A 16116-nucleotide genomic window follows, 5' to 3' on the forward strand; every position below is an offset into this window, starting at 1 on the left:
GCATATGCGTCAAGTGGTTCTCGATACAGAGACAACAGGTCTCGATCCCAAAAGCGGCCATCGTATTATTGAAATTGGTTGCGTAGAGCTGGTTAACCGAAAGTTGACTGGCCGTCACTATCACCAGTACATCAACCCGCAGAGACAAGTGGAAGATGGGGCTATTGAGGTCCATGGAATTACTAATGAATTCCTGGCGGACAAACCCGTATTCGCTCAGATCGCCGATGAATTTATGACCTTCTGTGAAGGTGCAGAGCTGGTTATTCACAACGCGCCCTTCGATGTCGGTTTTATTGATACTGAGCTGAGGCTGCTGGGTAATCCGCGCTGGCGCAATGTCAATGCGCATTGTGGGGTTTTGGATACCCTGACAATGGCCCGGGAAAAGCACCCCGGGCAGAAAAACAATCTGGACGCCCTTTGTAAGCGCTACTTTGTCGATAACTCCCAGCGGGATTTGCACGGCGCATTACTGGATGCGGAGATTCTTGCTGACGTCTACCTGATGATGACCGGTGGCCAAACCGATTTGGTGTTGGCACAGGGTGATTCCTCGGAAGGGGAGGAAGGTAAGAAGGCGGAAAATGATGTGGCGGGTGAAGCCATCCGTCGCCTATCGGCAGATCGCGCGCCCCTGCTAGTAGCGCGTGCTACGCCACAGGAAGCTGAAGCGCATCAATCGATGCTAGGATTGCTGGAGAAATCAGCGGGTAAACACTTCTGGTAGCACATCAATGAAGAGGTGTTCTCTTTAATCTTGATGTTCATTGCGCTTTTCTTTTTCTGAGTGGGTGGGAATTATCAATCCCCACCCATCCAGATAGTCTCTTATACAGGTTCTCTTTAGATCGCGTAGACCACGCAAATCAAAGCAACAATACTCAGTACGATGGTGTAGGGCAGAGCCATGATCACCATGCGGCCATAAGATAGGCGTATGAGAGGTGCCAGGGCCGATGTCAGCAGGAACAAAAATGCAGCTTGTCCATTGGGAGTGGCAACGCTGGGTAGGTTGGTTCCGGTATTGATGGCAATGGCCAGCTTGTCAAAATGTTCTCGGGTAATGTCACCTGCGGTGAGGGCAGCCTTAACTTCGTTAATATAAACCGTTGCCACAAAAACATTGTCGCTAATCATCGATAAAATACCGTTTGCCATGAATAGCAATCCTGGCTGCTGTTCGGGCTTTTGTGCGAGGACGAAGTTGGTTACAGGCTCGAATAGGTGCTGCTGGTGAATCACTGCAACAATTGCAAAGAAAACCACGAGCAGTGCAGTAAATGGCAGTGCCTCTTCAAACGCGTGGCCGATTCTAGCTTCTTGAACAACGCCGTTAAACGAGGTCAGAAGTACGATAATCATCAGGCCAATGATACCGACTTCGGCAACATGAAATGCCAGGGCAAAAACCAGAACCACAGCGACAACGCCCTGAATCCACAGCTCGGCAACTTGCGCCGAGGTGCGCTTCTTTTCTTCCTCTTTGGAAAAATTAACCAGTACCTCACGTACGGCGCTAGGGAGCTGGGCTCCATAGCCAAACATTTTAATTTTCTCCAAAAAGAAACAAGTAGCTAGGCCGGCAAAGAATGTTGGAATGGTCACTGGGGCCATCTGCAGGAAAAACTGTACAAATTCCCACCCGGCTTTCTCAGCGATCAGCAGGTTTTGCGGTTCTCCAACCAAGGTGCAAACACCACCGAGAGCAGTGCCTACGGCGCCATGCATGATCAGGCTGCGAAGGTAGGCTCGAAACTGATCCAAGTCTTCGCGGTGATACTCCACGACATGCTCATCGTTGGAGTGGTCATGGTCGTTGTGGTGGTGTGGCTGCTGGGAGGCGACCCGGTGATAGACTGAGTAAAAGCCTACGGCAACCGCAATCAGAACAGCAGTTACGGTCAAGGCATCTAAGAATGCTGACAGTACTGCAGATACAGCACAGAAAAGTAGTGACAGCAGAGATTTTGAATTCACATTAATCAAAATTTTAGTGAATACAAATAGAAGCAGGCTCTTCATGAAGTAAATGCCGGCCACCATAAACATTAGCAGCAGAATAACTTCGATATTCTCAACTACCTCGTGGTAGACGGCATCGGTGCTTGTCATACCCATCAATACGGCTTCAATTGCGAGTAGTCCGCCGGGTTGAAGAGGGTAACACTTCAGGGCCATCGCCAGGGTAAAAATGAATTCACCAATAAGGACCCAGCCTGTTACAAAAGGCCCCGATACATACAGTATTAATGGGTTGAGAAGCAAAAAGGCGGCTATGGTCAATTTGTACCAATCAGGCGCTTCGCCGAGAAAATTTTCGGCAAAGGCGCGACCAAATCCGCCGCCGGATGCCGCAATGGTGTTGTTGTAAGTGTTCATCATTTACTTCCTTGGTTAACCCATTGGTGTGGGTCAAAATGGAATCTTTGGGAATTGGCGGTGTATGCGAAATAGATACCTGAGCTCAATTATCGCTGCGTGCTTCCCCGGGTTTATTGTGCACAGATTGATTGGTTTTTGTTCTTTAACACAAAAAAACGTACAGCTTTAAACTTGAAAGTAGCAAACGCTACTGGGTTTTCTGGAAAATTCAAGTAATTTAGGGGCTTCAGCCCCGCCGCTAGGTTATTTGTCGATTATTCGGTGGAAATTGTTTGGCGAAAGGTGGACTCTTTTATTTATTGGGGTAAATTGCCCTTAATGAGGCCAGAATCATCCGGATCTGGTTGTTTTTTGTTCGATTATAGGAAGAATGCAGCGGTGCAGCCAAAGACTGAATTGCGCAAGATCAATATCACTTCTGTCAATGTAGTGAAGGATGAGCTGGTAGCTACCATCGATAATGCCGCCTCACACTTGGATAAATTTGCCGCGGATACTTCCCAAAAGCAGGCTCTCGAACAGAGTTTGGCTGCACTCAGGCAGGTCAGTGGAGTATTGCAGATGGTGCAGCTCCAGGCAGCTGAGCTCCTCGCCCAAGAGAAAATCAAAGCGCTTACAGAGGTGTTGGAGGAGAGACAGAGCGCCTCAGAAGAATTGATGGAAGCGCTGGGTACAGGTTTTTACGTAATGGGACGCTACTTGGATTTTGTCCAAAGTCGTGCCATTGCCCGTCCAGAATTGCTGATTCCCTATATCAATAATTTGCGTGCGGCCCGGTCTCAGCCCCCTGTGCCGGAAAGTCATTTTTTCCGTTGTAATTTGGAGGGGGCTGTGCCTGGTGCCGGGGCTTCTGCGGTAATGTCGGAAGACTTGAATAGTTTTGTTCGCCGATTCCGCCATATGTACCAGGTTGGTTTGTTGGCTCTGTTGCGAGGTAAACCTCGGGGCCCAGCGTACACGATGATGTCTCGCGCCCTTGAGAGAATCGCAAGCATCACCATGGGGCGCCCAAACGGGCGTTTATGGGTGGTAGCAGGGGCGGCACTTGCAGGCATGGCCTCCCAGGAAATGCGCATCAGCCGATCCCGAGTGATGGTTTTCAGTATGTTTGATCGCTGGCTACGAGCTTTGCAAAAAGAGTGTGATACAGCTTTAGATCAGCCTGCGCCACCGATTTTGCTGAAAGAGTGCCTCTATTGGCTGACTCTTTCCAAGCCCGAGGGTTTTGGTGGCAAGTTGCTGGAAGCCTTCTCCGCAGAGGCTCTTGATTACAGCGAAGAAGAATTAGAGCGGGAGCGGGCCACCCTTGGAGGCCCCGGCGCCACGGCAATTACCGCAGTTGCTAACGCCTTAGAGGAAGAGTTGTCCGGTGTGCGCCGGATGTTGGATGACGCTGAGTTAATTGGTACTACTACCTTGGATGCAGAAGATGGCCTCGCTTCTTCTCTACAGAGAGTGGCCGGTACCTTGCAGATGCTCAACTTCAAGCGGGTTGGAGAGAGCCTGCGCAGCGCAGTTGCGGAATACCAGAGTGCCTCCGGCGCGGGTGGTTCCATAGCGGACAGCGCACTGCAGAAACTGACAGGCCAGGTGTTGATGGTCGATAGCACGGTAAGAGCGCTCAAGCAGAGTACTTCTATTGATCTGGATGAATACGGTCATGCGGATATTGCCTTTGAGCACAGCCAGTTGGCAGAAGCGGAAGTGGCTGTACTTAAAGAGGCAGAAGCCGGTTTGGCGTTGATTAAGAGAGCGCTGGCGGCCTATGCAGAGTCCGACTTTGATCATGGCCATATTCGCAATGTTTCCACTACTTTGAACTCAGTGCGCGGAGGCTTGATCGTTCTCAACTTAAGTAGAGCGGCGGCCGTAGTTGAAGGTTTGCTGAACTTTGTTGAAACTGTTATCGACCGTCATGATGCCGGTCCTGAAGTAGAGCAATCTTTGCATATTTTTGCCGATGCGATTATCAGCCTTGAGTACTATCTGGGAGAGGTAAAGCTGCATAGGCAAGCAGATATTCAATCCCTCAGTCTCGCTATCGAAAGCTTGACTGCTCTGGGTTATCCCGTTGAGGCCGCATAATTAAGGAGGTCTCCTTGGTAGATAAGTTTGTCCCAGCAGGTAATGTGTGGGCAGTCCCGGAATTTTCCCAGCATATCCTGATTGCTGATGGGCTGATTCTCTGCCGAGGAGATTTTTTCCTCCATGACGCCCAGGTATTGGTAGCGGAGGCTGTTCAATCCAGCCACTATCTGGGAGAGCTAAGTGGGCGGGCGTGTGGTGTCCACGTTTTGTCTCGTCAGATTGAAATTGCCGGCTATGAATGGCGAAACCTGCGCAGCCTGCTGACTTTGGTTGAGGAGCCGATGTTTGCATTGGCTGGGCGGGCGCTACAGATTTCCCATTGGGATAGCCAACATCGATTTTGCGGTCGTTGTGGCACTCCTACCATCTATCACTCTAATGATCGCGCTCGCACCTGCCCGGCTTGTGATCTCACTGTCTACCCCAGAATCTCCCCCTGTGTAATTATGCTTGTTACCCGGGGAGATGAGTGTCTCTTGGCTCGTCATGCCTCGCGTGGAAATGCAACTTATACGGCCCTCGCTGGGTTTATAGAGCCCGGTGAGAGTGCAGAGCAAGCGCTGGTGCGTGAAGTCTATGAGGAAGTGGGGCTCAAAGTGGGTGCCCTGGAGTATGTGGGGAGCCAATCCTGGCCTTTTCCCGGGCAGTTGATGATCGGGTATTTGGCGGAGTGGCAAGGTGGGGGATTGTGCTTGGACCCCAATGAGATAGAAGAGGCAAACTGGTTCCACTACAGTTCATTGCCAGCTATACCGCCCATACAAACCCTGTCCGGCCGCTTGATCCACACTTTTGTCGAAAAGGCTGCAGCGAAGAACCGCCCGTAAGCTTGGTTTAAAGATGTTGCGCAGTATCAGGGAGTAGAAATCATAATGTATATAGCGATTACCTTTATTATTGCCATCCTGGCGTTGTTGTTTGTGTTTTGGGGCGCGCGAGTCCTGTTATCGGGAAATTGGTTCCTGGGGTTTATACGTGGTTCCGCCGGTCTTTTTCTTTTTGCAACTGCCCTTTGGATTGTTCTGATTGCTGCAGATGTTTACAGCTATAGAAATCTGGCTGAAGAGCACAGTGTTGGCATTGTTTCGTTTCGAAAAATTGCCGAGCAGCAATTTGAAGTCAAGTTTTCTGATGCGGATGGTATAGCGCAAAAGTTTGAATTGCTTGGGGATCAGTGGCAGTTGGATGCCCGAATGCTCAAGTGGCAGGGTCCATTAGCCCGCTGGGGAATTAAGCCCGCTTATCGTCTGGACAGGTTGAGTGGTCGCTATCTCACGCTACAGGATGAGCGAGCTCGCGAGCGTTCTGTCCACGAAATAGAGGGGGCGAACTATGGCGTGGATGTCTGGCAGTTTGTACGCGGTGTTGATCGCAAGTTGCCCTTTGTTGATGCGGTATATGGCAGTGCCACATTTCTACCTATGGAGGACGGTGCGGTTTACGAGGTGCGTATTAGCCACAGCGGTTTGTTGGCTCGCCCCCTTAATCAGCGAGCAACTTCCGCCCTGGAAGGTTGGCAGTAAAATACTGAAGCTAAATAAAAATTAGTTAAGACGGAAAATGGAGTCTAAGTGGAATTTTTAATTGAATACGGCCTTTTTCTAGCCAAAATTGTTACGGTTGTCGTGGCCTTAATGGTGTTGATAGGTTTTATTTTTGCAAATCGAGAGCAGCTGAAAGAGCGTGTTCAGGGTCATATCACAGTTACACATTTGAATGATCGCTATGAGCAGTTTAAAGAAACACTGCTTGAAGCTGTGATGGATAAGCACGAATTCGCCCGTCGTAAAAAGCAAATGGCGAAAGAGAAGAAAACTCAGGAAAAAGCCCTAGCTAAAAAACATAAAGCTGAGAGCAAAAAGCAGCCTGAAAAAAGTGCTGCTACTTCTTCCGACGTTGCTAAAGAGGAAGGAGAGCGTGAGTCTAAGGGTATAAAAGGGGAGTTGGTCTCCGAGCGCAAGCGTGTCTTTGTTATGCAATTTAATGGGGATATCAAAGCGAGTGCTCTTTCCCATTTGCGTGAAGAGGTGACGGCCATTCTTCAAGTGGCAGAGTCCGGAGATGAAGTTCTCCTTTGTCTTGAAAGCCCTGGGGGCATGGTGGCGAACTATGGCTTGGCCGCCAGCCAGTTAACCAGGATTCGTAGTGCAGGTATCCATTTGACTATTGCTGTCGATAAAGTGGCTGCCAGCGGGGGCTACATGATGGCCTGTGTTGCAGATCGTATCCTGGCAGCACCCTTTGCGATGTTGGGCTCTATTGGTGTTTTAGCTCAGATGCCGAATTTTAACCGCCTGCTGAAGCGCAATGATATCGATTACGAACTGTTTACTGCGGGCCAGTACAAGCGCACTGTAACCATGTTTGGTGAAAATACTGAGGAAGGTAAACAGAAGTTCCAAGAGGATTTAGATGAGATCCATATTCTGTTTCAGCACTTTGTCGGGGAGTACCGTCAAAAACTCGACGTCGACAAAGTTGCCACGGGCGAGGTTTGGTTCGGGCAAAAAGCCCTATCCTTGGGACTGGTCGATGAGCTGAAAACATCAGATGAATACTTGACCAGTTGTGCTAAGGACTGCGACTTATATCAGGTGGAATTCAAAGAGCGGAAAAATATTGCTAAGAAAATAGGGCTGGCGGCAGAAGCCGGTGTGGAATCGGCGGTCACTCGTCTCTTTTCACGGCTGGCAGCTCTGCGTCATCAGGCTCAATAGTTGTAACGTTACAGGTTGATAGTGTTGCGGGATATACCCCATGGAAATAGATAGGGATGAAAAATTTCGGGCAATTCAGGTTGCCGAAGTAGCTTCGGGAAAGTTTGACCAGTCTGTTGTTGAGCGTCAACTTTCTGAGCTTCCCGATAACCCGTTGCTGTTGGCCGTAAGTTATTCATCCTTGAATTTCAAAGATTCTTTATCTGCGTTTGGCAATCGTGGGATTACTAATACTTACCCCCATACCCCGGGTATTGATGCGGTGGGCAAAGTGCTGTTCGATCGGAGCAAGACGTTTCAACCGGGTGCCGAATTATTGGTCAATGGCTACGATTTGGGCATGAATACTTCTGGTGGACTTGCAGAGCGTATTGCCGTTCCTCCGCAATGGGCCTTGCCAGTCCCCGAGGGCCTAACAGCTTGGGAGTCTATGGCACTGGGTACGGCTGGTTTTACCGCCGCGCTTTGTGTTGAAAAACTCCTGGAGTCCGGTGCATCTCCTGAGGATGGAGAGATTCTGGTAACAGGTTCAACCGGGGGCGTCGGCTCTGTTGCCGTCGCCTTGCTGGCGAAGCTAGGCTTTCGTGTCGCAGCAGTGACGGGAAAGTTGGAGTCTGCTGATTATTTGGCGAGATTGGGTGCATGGAAGGTTCTCGACCGGGATACACTGGCCCCTTTTGCCAATAAGGCGATGGCCAAGCCATTGTGGGCTTGGGCTGTAGATACTGTGGGGGGGGAAACGCTTTTTAATGTCATTAAATCCCTGCGCTACGGCGGCGGAGTGGCTGCTTGTGGTATGGCTTCAGGTGCTCAATTTCACGCCAATGTATTTCCATTTATCTTGCGCGGTATTAGTTTGTTGGGTGTGGATAGCGCTGTTTTGCCAATAGAAAAGAAGGCAGAAGTATGGAAGCGGTTGGGCAGTGAGTGGTATATCGGCGATAAGCTCGACAGTATTGCGGAGAATATTAGCCTTGATCAGGCTCCAGAGTTTCTTGCGCGCTTAAATAGAGGGCATGGAATAGGTCGTTACGTTGTAGATATGGCTCTCTAATAGATCTATCGATTTAGAATAATAAGTACACTTAAAAGATTCTATTTATCTTACCAAATATCCCCGACAACTCTGAATCTGAGTTGTATATGGGCTTTTTTCTCAATAGCCTTTAAGCGGACTCTGTTGTTTGCGGGCTTGTTGTATTGGAAGAAAACTTTGTCGACAAGTAACAGTGAAAGTAACAAACCTGGCCAGCGTAACGCTCTGGTTCTCTCTGGGGGAGGTGCGCGTGCCGCCTATCAAGCGGGCGTTTTAAGGGCGCTTGCGGAACTGGTTCCAGAAGATAATCCTCGGCCCTTTCAAATAATCTGCGGCACCTCTGCAGGAGCTATGAACGCGATGCTTCTCGCCTCTCATACAGGTACCTTTAAAGAAGCTGTCGACAGAATGTGCTCAGTTTGGTTGCAGCTTAGTGTTGAGCAGGTTTATCGCACCAGTTGGCGTAGTTTGCTTGGAAATCTGTTTTCTATCAGTCGTTCGCTCTTGAACCAAGGTGTGGGTAGACAAAAACCTTTGGCACTCCTGGATAACAGTCCGCTGCGCAGCTTGGTTGAGCGCGAGATAAACTTTGACAATATTCAAAAAAATATTTCGGCTGGGCATTTGCATGCCACAAGTGTTAATGCGCTTTCTTATAGTGAAGGGCAGTCCGTCAGCTTTTTTCAGGGAGCGGAGAATGTTAAAGGATGGCAGCGGTTTCGTCGCTTTGGAGTGCCCACTCAATTAACCTCGGACCACCTATTGGCATCAGCAGCAATTCCTGCCATTTTCCCGGCGGTCAAATTGGATGGGGTTTATTTTTGCGATGGTGCCATTCGTCTGATGGCCCCGATTAGTCCCGCACTGCATCTCGGTGCCAAGCGTGTCTTTGTGGTGGGTGTGTCGGACAACCGTTCTCCAGCCCATTGGGGGAGTCGCAACAGTCCTGCGCAGATGGAGTCCCCTTCGATGGCGCAAATAGCTGCTCAGTTATTCAATGCCGCATTTATCGATAGCTTGGAGGCAGACTTGGAGCATCTGGATCGAGTAAATATGTTACTTGACTATGTGGATCCAACAGATCATTCCGATTTGAAATTGTTGCGTTCGGTAGAGTCGGTTGTTATTGAGCCCTCGCAGAGTTTAGGGCGTCTTAGTGGCAGAAAACTTGGTCACCTTCCCTCGGCGCTACGCTGGTTATTCCGCTCAACGGGTGCGACCAATCCCGGTGGCGGTGTTTCTGCAGCCAGTTATTTATTATTTGAAAGGCCATATATCGAAGAACTTATCGATCTCGGCTATCAGGATGCCATGTGGGAAAAAGATAAATTGCGCAGTTTTCTACAGCCGGAGCCGGAAGGTAAAACTGAGCGCAAGGGGCTCTTTGGGATTCGCAGTAAATCTCAAGAAGAGGCTTCTCACGGTAATTCTGAACACTGACCTTAGTTTCTCTCCCCTCATTGGCGTGACTAGCGCCTTTCATCTTAGTGAATATTTTTTCTTCAAGTTTCTAAAGGGCGTTAAACGCCCTTGAATCCATTATTATTCCGCCAAGGCGGAGGAAGCCTTTAGCATTTAGTTTGCGCTTTCTTATGATTTTCTCGGGCTATGTGCGCCCTCACTCATCCGAACAAGTAGCTTCTATATTTAATAGTGATGTCAATGCTGTCGGGTATTATTCAAGATGTTTTCTGTGTTTTTACTCGTGACTCTTTTTTCATTTAGTACAGGTAATCAGGATTTCGCCCAGATGATCGGTAGGGTTGATCGGGTTGAATATTTGGGGGGAGGCTTGGTTGTTTCTGGGTGGGCTTGTCAGAAAGGAGTATTCAAGTCAGTTTCTGTTGGTCTTTATCTAGGTAGCGATAGTAGAAGCGGGTTTCCATTAAAAATTTCCAGAGCTGATCAGGCGTCGTCAAAAGGAATTGCCAATATATGTGATACTCAGGGCGTTCCCCATGGATTCAAGTTCTATTTGAATTATGAGGAAATGAAAAAATTTGTAAGAAAGAAGATCTATGTATATGGGTTTTCATCAAATCAAGGCAGATTCAGTGCAATTTCAAATTCTGGTAGATATCGGGTCGGGATCCCCTACATGAAATATACCGATATTACCTTGTTGCGAAGAACTTTTGATTTGCAGCCACTGGCTACGTTTGATGATCAGCATTTAAATTTAATTCCAATGCCCGGTAATGGGCATGCACTGGAAGCTCAGTATATTCCTTATGAGAAGGGTTCGGAGAGAATTAGTACATCAACCCAGTTAGCCAAATCTGTTTCATCGGCAACTCTCGCTTACGATGTGAAGTTTCATCGGAACTTCGAATTTGTTAAGGGAGGTAAGCTACACGGCCTTGCTGGTGGGGGACAGGCTTCAGGATGCGTACCTATTGATCCGAAGAGTTGGAGTGTGCGGGTTAAGTTTGGTGCGGAGGGTAGGGTTGGGCTCTATACCTATCATCAGGATAGAGTCGCTCGGTGTGGAGATGGGTATCAAGGGAATGACAGCTTTAGATTTGAGCGGGATACCTGGTATCGGATTGAGTTGTTTGTGCAATTAAATAGCAGTGCAAATAATGCTGACGGATATATCGAGCTGTTTATAAATGGAAAAAAAATTGTAGAGGAACAAGGGTTGCGGCTGACTGGTAGTGATAGGGTAGCTATTGATAAATTTCAGTTCAGTACTTTTCATGGCGGTAGTTCAGCTTTGTGGTCACCCTCCAAAAAAGTCTATGCCTACTTTGACAATATTTCAGTGAAGCAAGGGAGAAAGATATATGGCCTTAAGGGGGCTGTATGCGAAAATGAGAAAGCTGGAATATACAATGGGTCGGGAGCTTGCTGTTCCAGCTCGTGTGGGGCCTGTGGCGGCCCCGGATGCGGCCAATTAAATGGTGGAAGCTCAGCCTGCTGCACATCGGAAATTATTAATTCAGCGCCATTGTGCTCCTATCCTGGGCAGGTCGCCCCATGCACTATGTAAGGCTTGAGGGCTTCTGAGTAACTTGGACGCTTTATAAATTAAAGTTTCCATTTAAATCGCTGAATTAATTGCAAGAAATTTCCCTGTATTTCGCATTGTATTTTCAGCTGAGAACCGCTCACCGGATGTTCAAGCTTAAGTTCAGATGCATGCAAAAGCAGTCGAGAGCACTCGAGCCTATTGGCAAAGAAACGATTATGGGTTGACTTTCCATATTTCGGGCAGCCAATTAGAGGGTGGTGGATATGCTTGAAATGCCTTCTTATTTGATGGCGCCGCCCTGTTTTCAATTGGATTTCTACTAGGGAATACCGGCTGGTCGGGTAGCGGTCAACCTCATAAGGTAACTCAATAGTCTCCAAGCGTCGGTACAGTGTAACAGCTTGCTGACGTGGCAGATCCGTTTTAGGTCGCTTCCTCTGGTGTTTGAAGTCGGCAACGGGGGGGAGGGCATAGTCAATGACACCTTCTTCCGGGCTATACCCTCTACATACAGCAATATATTTTTTTGATGATAAATCACTTTCCAGCTGCTGCTGTACCTGCGCAGCAATCTCGCTGCTTTTCGCAAAAATAATAACACCGGAGGTAGGCTTATCCAGTCGATGTACTGGATAAAGAAAGCTGCCACATAGGTCCCTCAAATATTGCAAAAGTACACGCTTTTCATGGCGGTCTATTTCTGATCTGTGAACAAGCCACCCCTCTGGTTTATAAGCGGCAAGTAAGTAGTCGTCTTCAAAGAGAATGGTAGGTTCTTGAGTGGTCATTTTGGGGGCGTGGCGACTGGACTGTAATTTCGGTAGCACGATTTTATGGCATAGCGAGCCCTCAAGCTATGTTGAAAAGTAAAAGTTGGTTAGTGAATTCAGGGTAGAATTTTTATCGATAGGCAAAAAACAGGCTTGACATGGTACCAAATGAGAATAAACTGCACCTAAATTCCATTGCTGATCTAGTTTCAAGGTTGGCATTCTAATTGGCAGTATTTTTGAAGTGGATCGCACCACTAAGGAGCCGTGAAATGCGAAATGTAGATATCAAGAGTTTATTTGTTTAATCACTTTTCACGTGCTTGAGCTTGGAAAGTGATATTGCTTTCCAAGCCAGACCTTCCAAAAGCCCTGGCAAATGCCGGGGCTTTTTTGTTTTAGCTTGGATTGCCGTTTCAGTTAAGTGGATTAATCCAGGGATAAAATATGCCTGTAAAAACAGTGTTGAATCGAAATGCACCGCCTGGCACGGTACCGGTAAAAATCTATACCGATGATATCGAGCCCAAGGCAATGCAGCAGTTAAAGAATATTGCCCAGCTTCCTATTGTGCACTCCCATGTTGCTGCTATGCCGGATGTGCATTTGGGAAAGGGGGCAACGGTAGGATCGGTGATCCCAACGGTAAGTGCGATAATTCCTGCTGCCGTTGGGGTGGATATTGGTTGTGGAATGAATGCGGTGCGAACTTCGCTACAAGCCCATCAGCTGCCAGACAATCTGAAAGCACTGCGGGACGCCATTGAGGTGAAAGTGCCGGTTGGTCAGGGACGACATAAACTGATCAGCGCCAGGGAATCTGCCTGCAAACTTTTAGCTCCCGGTGTGGATAGATTGTTTTCAAAGCATCCAGGGCTACTGAAGAAGCTGCATCAGCCACAAAAAACCTGGGTGACCCAAATGGGTACATTAGGGGGTGGCAATCACTTTATCGAAGTTTGTATTGATGAGAGTGGTGCTGTCTGGGTGATGTTGCATTCAGGGAGTCGAGGGATTGGCAATGCTATTGGTCAGCATTTTATCCAGTTGGCCCGACGGGATATGGTTGGGCATATGCACAATCTTCCGGATAAGGATCTGGCCTATTTCTCAGAAGGCTGCCAGAATTTTGACGATTATATTGAGGCGGTTAATTGGGCGCAGGAATATGCGCGCTGGAACAGGCAGGAAATGATGAAGCTTGTGCTTGGATGCCTGAAGGTAAGCTTGCCAAAGTTTACTTTGACCACAGAGGCAATTAACTGCCACCACAATTATGTTGTTCGCGAGCGCCATTTTGATAGAGATGTATTCGTGACTCGCAAAGGGGCTATTAGTGCTCAGAGAAATCAGTTGGGAATTATTCCCGGCTCTATGGGGGCTAAGTCATTTATCGTGCGTGGGCTTGGCAATAAGGAATCTTTTTATTCCTGTGCACACGGAGCTGGTCGAAAAATGAGTCGTACAGCGGCTCGCCAGCGTTTTACCAGAAAGGACTTGGAAGATCAGACCCGAGGTGTGCAATGCCGTAAAGATAAGGGCGTTCTGGATGAGATTCCTGCTGCTTATAAGGATATTGACCAGGTGATGGAGAACCAGTCCGATCTTGTGGAAGTGGTGCACACGCTACGCCAGGTAATTTGTATCAAGGGGTAAATATGGAGGTATCAATACAAGTTTTGAGTGAGAAGATATTTGGAAGAGTGGATCTACTAAAAGTAAAAGGTGAAGTTTTATGAAAAAGAAAGAAAAAATTCGTAGTTATGTTGCGCGTAATCCGCTAATGAGAAAGGGCGGTGCCCACGTAAAGGCAAAATCTTCGGGGCGTTTCGCTAGCAAGCAGAAGCTACGTAAAGAGGTGCGGGAGTGCGACTCCCGCCCCCAGGCTTTTGCTGCTATTTTTTCTTTGATATCGCCTCTTTAGCTAGCCGTGTTTTCTGCTAGCCTATTTCCCATCAGGCCAGTTGGGTAGAGCTTCCAAATATACCCAGCGCTTCTTAAATAACTTAAATAGTGAAATTTCGTGAATCAGGTGTTCTTGGTCATTTTCTGTATACCAAGCCTTAAATTCCACAATCGATTTTTTTAGTCCCGCCTTACTCTTAATAACTTCCAATTGTGTCCACTGGGTTTCAATATCCTCAGCTTGCAGTTCTGGGCAGGTGTCGGGATGCCAGGTTTTTTTCAGGTACCGAAAATTTCCGGTTGCAAAGGCCGTATAGCGACTGCGCATAACCGCTTCTGCATTATTGGGGTAAGCCTTTCCCGACAAATAGAGTCCGCAGCAGGTATCAAGGGGCTTGCCCGATCCACAGGGGCAGTACCGATCCGTCATAAATCATCTCTCCAGCGTGAACTTAACGCTCTCGTAACACTTTTTAACCATGTTTTCTGGTGAGGGAGCGTAGCATAGCTTGACCTTTGAAATGTTGCCGCTAAGATACCGACCAACCGGTTGGTTTTGATTGATGGTGCCCAGGAGGTCATGTGTCGAGAGTCGACAAAGCTGCCATTGTTCGAGCAGCAGAAGAAGTAGTCCGGGATCGCGGGGCGCGCAAGTTGACCCTGGATGCGGTGGCTGCACAGTGCGGGCTCAGCAAGGGCGGTTTGATTCATCATTTTCGAACTAAGCAGTCACTCCTGAAGGCGATGCTGGAGGCGGCAATAGCTCGTGAAGATGACAGTGTTGCCACTTTTGTGTCCTCGGGGGACAGCTTGTTGGTGTCGCGCTTGAAGAGCATTTTTGAATTGATGGAGGACGACAAGGGGCTGCCTCGCTCACTGATCGCCGCCGTGGCCGAAGACCCCATGTTGCTGGGACCGGTAAAAGACAAAGAGGAGCAGCAGCGTCGCGATATCTGCGATGCGTATCGTGACCCGGAAATGGCGGAACTGCTAATCCTGGCGGCCCAGGGCATGTTCCTGGGTCGCGTACTCGGTGTGGTTGAGTCTGAAGACCCGATTATTGAACGTTTACAGGGACGTCTGCTGGCGCTCTCTGCCGACCTGAACTAAAGGTCAGCCCCAGTTAATACAGTTTGTGGATGATGAATATGAATATATCGCCAAGATCGCGTTTCTCATTGGCCGTTTTGATCGCAGCAGTTGCAGTTCTGGCAGGATGCTCCGAATCGAAGACGGAGCAGGCGCAGGCAGAGCACGTCTGGCCCGTGAAAGTAGCTACCGTTGCCAGTAATAACCAGGTCAAAGATCGACAGTTTGCCGGTCGTGTTAAGGCAGTGCAGAGTGTCGATCTATCTTTCCAGGTCGGTGGGAAGCTGGACAAGCTCACAATTCGCGAAGGTGAAATTATTCCAAAGGGAACCCTGATAGCAGAGCTTGATCAGCGGGATTACCTGCGCAGGGTAAAAGAAGCCCGATTAAATGTAGAGTTGCTGGAAAAAACCCTCAATCGTCAGCGCTCTCTGGCAGGGTCAAAAGTTATTTCACAGCAGCAGCTGGATGAAACGAAAAGTAACTTTGACTTGGCTAAAGTGACCCTGGAACGTGCTGAGCAGGACCTGGCTTATACACAGCTAAGGGTTCCTTTCGATGCTTTGGCAACTCGCCAGCTGGTAGAGAATTACACCAACGTCCAGGCCGGCCAGGCAATTGTCCGTTTGCAGAATATTTCTGAAGTTCGAATTCAAATCTCCGTGCCTGAAAAGCTGTTGGCCACGGTTAATGAAGAGCAAGTCAACTCCATGACCGCCGAATTTGAATTTTTGCCGGGCAAGGAGTTCCCACTTACTTACCGTGAGCACCAGGCTGAGGCAGACAGCGTTACCCAGACTTACGTTGTCGAGTTTGGAATGCCCCGCCCCGAAAATGTACAGATCCTTCCCGGCATGACCGCTCGCGTTAGTGTGAAGTTGAATAAAGCGAGTGGTGACCTGTGGGTTCCCCTTTCAGCAGTGCAGACTGGCCCGGAAGGTAAGCCCTATGTTTGGCAAATTAATGCAGACCAGTCTGTTTCCAAAGCTTCCGTGACCCTCGGGCGTACTGATGGTGAGTCGGTTCAGATTAAAGATGGCATTAGCCCGGCTATGAAACTGGTTGCTACCGGCGGCCAGCACCTTTATGACGGTGCAAAAGTACGCAATTACGCACAGCACTAATTAGTGTGTTAGCTCTGGCCCTGTTAAC

Annotated in this window: 15 protein-coding genes; 12 read left to right on the forward strand and 3 right to left on the reverse strand. The window is 48.5% G+C overall.

All coding sequences use genetic code 11. The annotated features are described in order from the left end of the window. Window positions 1-4 precede the first annotated feature (4 nt). Window positions 5-730 (forward strand): DNA polymerase III subunit epsilon, encoded by a 726-nt coding sequence (dnaQ, locus tag ACG1BZ_RS08260; protein WP_413665182.1) that lies wholly within the window; start codon window positions 5-7, stop codon window positions 728-730. Window positions 731-846: 116 nt separating this feature from the next. Here dnaQ and nhaB read toward each other — a convergent pair whose 3' ends face one another. Continuing rightward, window positions 847-2382, reverse strand: a complete 1536-nt coding sequence (nhaB, locus tag ACG1BZ_RS08265) for a sodium/proton antiporter NhaB (protein WP_413665856.1) — start codon at window positions 2380-2382, stop codon at window positions 847-849. 381 nt (window positions 2383-2763) lie between these two features. Between nhaB and ACG1BZ_RS08270 the strand changes: the two genes are divergently transcribed. The 7 genes from ACG1BZ_RS08270 (at window position 2764) to ACG1BZ_RS08300 (ending at window position 11218) form a co-directional block, all read left to right on the forward strand. Beyond that, window positions 2764-4470 carry a hypothetical protein gene (locus ACG1BZ_RS08270; protein WP_413665183.1) on the forward strand — a complete coding sequence of 569 codons (1707 nt, stop codon included), beginning with the start codon at window positions 2764-2766 and terminating at the stop codon, window positions 4468-4470. A gap of 14 nt (window positions 4471-4484) precedes the next feature. Continuing rightward, window positions 4485-5300, forward strand: a complete 816-nt coding sequence (nudC, locus tag ACG1BZ_RS08275) for an NAD(+) diphosphatase (RefSeq protein WP_413665184.1) — start codon at window positions 4485-4487, stop codon at window positions 5298-5300. A gap of 45 nt (window positions 5301-5345) precedes the next feature. Further along, a complete protein-coding gene (locus tag ACG1BZ_RS08280) occupies window positions 5346-5996 on the forward strand; it encodes a cation/multidrug efflux pump (protein ID WP_413665185.1) in 651 nt (216 codons plus the stop codon). Between the two features lie 48 nt (window positions 5997-6044). Then, window positions 6045-7190 carry a protease SohB gene (gene sohB / locus ACG1BZ_RS08285; protein ID WP_413665186.1) on the forward strand — a complete coding sequence of 382 codons (1146 nt, stop codon included), beginning with the start codon at window positions 6045-6047 and terminating at the stop codon, window positions 7188-7190. A 40-nt stretch (window positions 7191-7230) separates the two neighbouring features. Next, window positions 7231-8244 carry a YhdH/YhfP family quinone oxidoreductase gene (locus ACG1BZ_RS08290; protein ID WP_413665187.1) on the forward strand — a complete coding sequence of 338 codons (1014 nt, stop codon included), beginning with the start codon at window positions 7231-7233 and terminating at the stop codon, window positions 8242-8244. Between the two features lie 159 nt (window positions 8245-8403). Then, window positions 8404-9666, forward strand: a complete 1263-nt coding sequence (locus tag ACG1BZ_RS08295) for a patatin-like phospholipase family protein (RefSeq protein ID WP_282933415.1) — start codon at window positions 8404-8406, stop codon at window positions 9664-9666. A gap of 658 nt (window positions 9667-10324) precedes the next feature. Then, window positions 10325-11218 (forward strand): polysaccharide lyase, encoded by an 894-nt coding sequence (locus ACG1BZ_RS08300; RefSeq protein ID WP_413665188.1) that lies wholly within the window; start codon window positions 10325-10327, stop codon window positions 11216-11218. Between the two features lie 38 nt (window positions 11219-11256). Here the strand turns inward: ACG1BZ_RS08300 and ACG1BZ_RS08305 are convergent, their stop codons facing one another. After that, complete coding sequence (locus ACG1BZ_RS08305; RefSeq protein ID WP_413665189.1) at window positions 11257-12027, reverse strand: pseudouridine synthase; 771 nt, start codon at window positions 12025-12027, stop codon at window positions 11257-11259. 390 nt (window positions 12028-12417) lie between these two features. On the opposite strand from ACG1BZ_RS08305, the gene ACG1BZ_RS08310 reads away from it, so the two are divergent. After that, complete coding sequence (locus tag ACG1BZ_RS08310) at window positions 12418-13626, forward strand: RtcB family protein (protein WP_413665190.1); 1209 nt, start codon at window positions 12418-12420, stop codon at window positions 13624-13626. Window positions 13627-13705: 79 nt separating this feature from the next. After that, window positions 13706-13894, forward strand: a complete 189-nt coding sequence (locus ACG1BZ_RS08315) for a hypothetical protein (protein WP_413665191.1) — start codon at window positions 13706-13708, stop codon at window positions 13892-13894. Window positions 13895-13915: 21 nt separating this feature from the next. On the opposite strand, the gene ACG1BZ_RS08320 is transcribed toward ACG1BZ_RS08315, so the two are convergent. Next, window positions 13916-14305 carry a YchJ family protein gene (locus ACG1BZ_RS08320; RefSeq protein WP_282933410.1) on the reverse strand — a complete coding sequence of 130 codons (390 nt, stop codon included), beginning with the start codon at window positions 14303-14305 and terminating at the stop codon, window positions 13916-13918. A 152-nt stretch (window positions 14306-14457) separates the two neighbouring features. On the opposite strand from ACG1BZ_RS08320, the gene ACG1BZ_RS08325 reads away from it, so the two are divergent. Further along, the gene (locus ACG1BZ_RS08325; RefSeq protein WP_282933409.1) at window positions 14458-14985 is read left to right on the forward strand and encodes a TetR/AcrR family transcriptional regulator; all 528 of its coding nucleotides are present in this window, start codon (window positions 14458-14460) and stop codon (window positions 14983-14985) included. Between the two features lie 38 nt (window positions 14986-15023). Next, the gene (locus ACG1BZ_RS08330) at window positions 15024-16088 is read left to right on the forward strand and encodes an efflux RND transporter periplasmic adaptor subunit (RefSeq protein WP_413665192.1); all 1065 of its coding nucleotides are present in this window, start codon (window positions 15024-15026) and stop codon (window positions 16086-16088) included. The last annotated feature ends 28 nt before the right edge of the window (window positions 16089-16116 follow it).

The organism is Microbulbifer sp. CNSA002, assembly GCF_047324085.1.
Classification (GTDB): Bacteria; Pseudomonadota; Gammaproteobacteria; order Pseudomonadales; family Cellvibrionaceae; genus Microbulbifer.